This is a genomic window from Meiothermus luteus (assembly GCF_003574085.1).
Classification (GTDB): domain Bacteria; phylum Deinococcota; class Deinococci; order Deinococcales; family Thermaceae; genus Meiothermus; species Meiothermus luteus.
Genome location: NZ_QWKZ01000140.1, coordinates 1 through 5,036, shown reverse-complemented (window position 1 = coordinate 5,036; position 5,036 = coordinate 1). Strand labels below are relative to the sequence as shown.

Here is a 5,036-nt window from a genome sequence, read left to right as displayed (position 1 = left end):
CGCCTCCACGCTGTAGGTCCCTGGGGCCAGGTCGGAAAGGCGCACCGGCCCGCCCGTCTCCACCCACCGTTCAAACTCTGGCCCCCGCACCACCACCCGGGGCCGCACCCCTTGGGGGGCCACCACCTCCAGCTCCAGGACCCCCCGGCCGGGCGGGGCCGCGCAGGACGCCACCAACACGCAGAGCAAGGCGAAAAGAGAGGCTCGAGGCACGCCTAGGAGTCTATGGAAGCCCCTGTAACCCTTGCGTTAAGACCCCCCGCGCCTTCCCCAAGGCCCACGCGGCCCGGACATAACCGGACCCCGCCCCTCCTTCGGGCCTCCCCCGGCCCCCGTAACGCAGGGGAATAACGAAAACCCCCCGCCGGGGCGGGGGGCTGGGCCGGGCCGGCCCTAGCGGTTGAAGGCCAGGCCCGAGAAGCCGATGCCGTTTTGAGGGGCGCTGATGGTCTGGGTTGGGGTCACGTTCTGGACCGCCCACTGAACCAGGCCGGGATCACGCGAGGGTATCTGCACCCGGTAGAGCTTCCCTCTGCGGTCGCTGGGGCCGGGGTTGGTGTCGGTTGCGGTGAGGAGCACGTTGTTGTTGGCCACGATCCACAGCGCCCCGGTCTTGTCAAAGGCCAGGCCGAAGACCTGCTGCAGCCCGGTGCTGTTCGGGCCGGGAGGCTCCGTGTACCCGATGCTGATGCGGTGGTCAATCTGGGCCGGGCGCAGGTTGTAGAGGTCCGGCGCCGGCTGGGCCGTGACCGGGGTGGTGTTGGCGGAGTTCAGGGGCACCCGGATCAGGGTCTCCTGGTCGGCGTCGGCATCGCGGAAGGCGGAGCCGGTCTGGCCGTTCCCCCCGCCGTAGTCGCCCACCCACAGGGCGTTGTTGGCGGCGTCGTAGACTAGGGCCACCGGCTTCAGGATGCCGCGGGCGCCACCGGCCGCGGGCACGAGCACGGGCGTGCCCCCGTTGTCGTAGTAACGCACCGCGTTGCTGATGTCCAGCCGCACCGGGATCGCGGTCCCATCCAGGTTTGCAGGCGCGGTGTGGGTGCCCCCCGCGCAGCTCAGCGCCGAGGCCTCAATGCGGGCCAGCACCGCCCGGCGGCCGTAGGTGATGGCGCTCCCACTCACCACATCCGCCCGGTAGTCCCCCGCGGTGAACCACAGGTTGCCCGCCCCGTCAAAGGCGATGGCGTGGATGTTGCTGGTGAGGGTATAGTTGTTCTGCTGCGGGCGCACCAACACGTTGGAGGTGTAGACCGCGCTGGGGGTGGTGATGGGCCCCGAACCGGCCAGGTCCGCCGCGGAGATGCAGACCAGCCGGCTTTCAAAGTCGTTCGCCACCCAGAGGTTGCCCTGCGCGTCAAAGGCCATGTCCGCGGGCTCCGGGTCATTGCCCAGGGCCGAGGATTGGATGACCAGGTTGCCCGGGGCGCCCTCGCTCCAGTTGCCCGCCTTCAGGTTGGCCCGGCTGATGCGCACGATGCGGCTATTGGGCAAAGAACCGCTGGACTGGTACATCAGGTAGAGGTTCCCCTGGGCGTCAAACTTGGCCTTGAAGAGCCCCGGCGCGCTGGCCTGGCCCGACCCGGTAAAGGCCGCCAGGGTGGGGCTGGCCGCCACCAGGTCCGCGTCGGTGAGGGTGTAGCCGGCATCGGCGTCGGATGTGAAGGCCCCGTTGCCCACCACGAAGGCCCGCCCGGTCTGGCCGAAGTCGGAGAAGTTGAGCGTCACGGTGGCACTCGGGCTTGCGTTGCTCACGCTGGCCGTCGGGCTATCGCTCTCCCAGTAGCTGTTCACCACCTGGCCCTCCACCTGCACGGGCTGGCCGCTGCTGGCCCCGTGGGCCGTCACCGTGTAGTTGGCCAGCCGGGGCAGGGTCAGGTTCACGGGGCCTGTGAAGGGCAGGGACTGGTTGCTCAGGGTCTGGCTGGCGCTCCCGCTGCCGGCCTGGGCCACCACGGTGAGGGTGGAGACGGTGCCGGAAGAGGGCAGCCCCGCCAGGCTCACGCTCAGGGTGGGCTTGGCGTAGGTGAGGGTGGCGCTAACGGAAGCGCTCGAGGTGATGGTAAGGCTGGTCGTGGAGAGGGTGTAGGCGTAGTCCTGAGGCCCGTTGTTGGTGATGGGCGAGGCCTGGATGGTGTAGGTCCCGGGGGCCAGGTTGTTGAAGGTCAGGGGACCGTTGCCCGTGAAGCTCTGGCTCACCGGGCTGCTGGGACCACCCAAAAGGGTCACCTGCACCGGGTTGGGCAAGCTGGCGTCCAGACCACCCACGGTGATGGTGGCCGTCCCGGGGTTGAGCGTGTAGGTGGCGTTGAGCGTAGCCGGCTGCCCTGCGGCGACGGTCAGCGTGGCGTTGTTCGCTGCGGTGGCATAGGTGGAGCCGTTTTGGGTGCGGTCCGGGGCCACCACGGTGTAGTTACCGGGGGCTACATCCTCAATCGTGGTGTTCCCGTTGAGGGGGCCCGCCAGGTTGGAGCCGTCCGGCTTCTTGATGTAAATCTCGGCCTGTAGCCCGCTGGGCAGCCCGGCGATGGTCACCTCAATCTTCCCGGTCACGACCTGGTAGTTCACGGTGTGGTTGGCGGTGGCCCCGGCCTGCACCGGCACGGTGGCCCCGTTGCCCTCGTAGCCGTAGCCGTTCACTTTCTTGCGGAGGGGGGTGATGGTGTAGTTGCCGGGGTCCAGGTTGGTCAGGTTGGTCTCGCCGGTGGTGGTGATGGACCGGCTGTAGCTCCCAGGGCCGGTAACCTGCACCTCGGGGGTTACCCCCTGGGGTGCGTTCACCGTTATCCGCAGGTTGCCCTTCTGCGGCCCTTGGGGACCACAGGCTGCCAGCACCAAGGCCAGCAGCGAAACCAGGAGAAGCCAAAAGCTGGATTTTTTCATTCGGTTTTCACCTCCTGTTCCGAGGGTAGGGGCTGGGGCGTAATCGCAACGTTATAGGCAAAAAAGCCGCAACAGCGGGCTTTCTCAGCTCTGCATAACCCGCTTTGCTGTCCTGAGCAGCAAGGCCACTTTTCAATAACGCCCCCGGTAACGAGCCAAAAAAACCTCCCCCGCTGGCCGGGGGAGGGGCAGAGCCTTGCGCTTTAGGGGAGCTGCACCCGGTAGATGCGGCCTGGGCTGGGGTCGGGGGCCCCGGCGGTGCCTACCCAGACCCTACCCTCGGCGTCCACGGCCAGGCTGGTGATCTGACCCTCCAGGCCGGCGATGGAGGTGGGGCTAAGGCCCCCCAGGCTGGTGGCGCTGGTGGGGATGCGGAGGAGGTTGTTGAGGCCAGCCCCATCGGACTGGGCCACATAGAGGTGGTCCCCGTGGACCGCCAGGTCCACCGGATGGACCAAGGGGGAGCCGGTGAGCTGGCTTACCCCCTGGGCCCCCAGGCTCAGTTCAGCGTTGTTGGGGTTGCCGGTGTTGGGATTGGGGCTGGGGCAGCTTAGGGCACTTGCCTCAATCCGCACCAGCCGGGCCGAGGCCCCTTGGCCCCCGGCCAGCCAGAGGTTGCCCTGGGCATCAAAGGCCAGGGCCCGGGCCCCTTCCACCGCGTCCCCGTAGTAGACCCGGCCCGGGGTGGTCAGGTTCCCAGGGGTGGGCATGGCCGCCTCCTGGTCGATCCTGGCGTAGCAGACCAGCCGTCCCGGGGTGCTGGGGATGCCGTCGGCGTTGGAGCGGGCCCGGCTCTCGGGGTCCAGCACCCAGAGGTTGCCCTGGTCGTCTAGGGCCAGGTCGGCGGGGCGGTAGAGGTTGTAGTCCTGTACCTGGCCAAAGCTAAACGCCGCATTGGGGATGACCAGGGCAACGGGGCTATAGGCGTTCCCCACCGCGGTGGAGCGGCCGTAGCGGCGGACGTAATCCGGGGCGTAGTCGGGGGGTACCGGGCCTCGCTTCATCTCGTAGAGGTTGCCCTGCTCGTCAAAGGCCAGGTTGTAGAGGCCGTCCTCATCGGCGCGCTGGCCCTGAGGCACCGAACCGCCAGGGCCCGCCAGGTCGGTAGGGGTCAGGTAGAATCGAGCGCTGGGATCCGTAGGGTTTTGGGCCCGGCCGGTACCGTAGAGGCGGCCCCGGCCGTCCCCAGGGCTGCTCAGGAAGGCCAGCCCCCCCACCCCCAGGGGAAGGCTAAAGGTCTTCTCGGGGTTTACCTGGGCGGAGGGGGGCGGGGAGGAGGCCTCGGCGTAGACCACCTGGATCTGGGCGGTTCCGTTGACTGGGACGCTCACCGTGGCCGTCTTGCCGCCCCCTGGCTGCAGGGTGGGGGTGTAGGTCTTCCCGGCCCCAGGAACGTCCTCGGCAGAAACAGTGTAATCGCCAGGGCTCAGGCTCAGGGGAGGGTTGGTGCTCTGGGAAAGACGGCGGCTGTAGCCACCAGGGCCCTCTACCCGCACGTCCGCCTCCACCCCCGAGGGAAGTCCGGTGATGATCACCTGAAGCTGCCCCTGGGCCTGGGTGCGCGCGCTCGGACAGGCGGTGAGGAGGAGCCCCAGCAGAAGCAGAAGGAGTGTCCAGCGCAGCTTTTCCATAGGTTTCCTCTTGGGTCTTGACCAGGCTAGGGCTATTTTAGACAGGAAAAAGCAAATCTAGGCGTTACAGCCTAGGGTAAAGGCTGGGTTTCGCCTGGCAGGCTGGGTTTACGCGAAGGGGAGGAGACCCAGCCAGAAGCTAGGGGAGCTTAGAAACTCAGCGTTACTTGGCCCAGCTTGCCCAGGATGAGCATGGAGGCCACCGCCGCTGCGGTCAGGACGATGAGCACCAGGGCCATGGCGATGTAGCGCAGGTCAGCGGTCTCGCTCTCCACCTCCAGGGTGCGGGGGCGCAAGGCCAGGTACAAAAGCCAGGTGATGGCCACCGAAAGGACCGTGAAGATGATGGCAAAAAGCACGCTTCTACCTCCTATACCCCCTGCCGGTCAGCGCAGGCGCCAGGCTTCCAGCAGGGCCTCTAGACTCTCCCCTAAGCCTACCAGACCCAGGCCGAAGGTGGGTACCCCCCGGGCCCAGCCCAGCCCCCCTACGGAGGGCCCCTCCTGGAGGGGCCCTCCGTAGGGG

Annotated in this window: 4 protein-coding genes; all 4 read right to left on the bottom strand. The window is 67.7% G+C overall.

Annotated elements, in window-relative coordinates; translation table 11 throughout:
- On the bottom strand, nt 1–213 hold a 213-nt coding region (locus Mlute_RS14035; protein WP_147371110.1), incomplete at its 3' end, for a hypothetical protein.
- A 180-nt stretch (nt 214–393) separates the two neighbouring features.
- The gene (locus tag Mlute_RS14030; protein WP_119361195.1) at nt 394–2,880 is read right to left on the bottom strand and encodes a hypothetical protein; all 2,487 of its coding nucleotides are present in this window, start codon (nt 2,878–2,880) and stop codon (nt 394–396) included.
- A 203-nt stretch (nt 2,881–3,083) separates the two neighbouring features.
- Entirely contained in the window at nt 3,084–4,511 is a 1,428-nt protein-coding gene (locus Mlute_RS14025) for a two-component regulator propeller domain-containing protein (protein ID WP_119361194.1), read from the bottom strand.
- A 149-nt stretch (nt 4,512–4,660) separates the two neighbouring features.
- Complete coding sequence (locus Mlute_RS14020; protein ID WP_119361193.1) at nt 4,661–4,870, bottom strand: hypothetical protein; 210 nt, start codon at nt 4,868–4,870, stop codon at nt 4,661–4,663.
- Nucleotides 4,871–5,036: the final 166 nt, after the last annotated feature.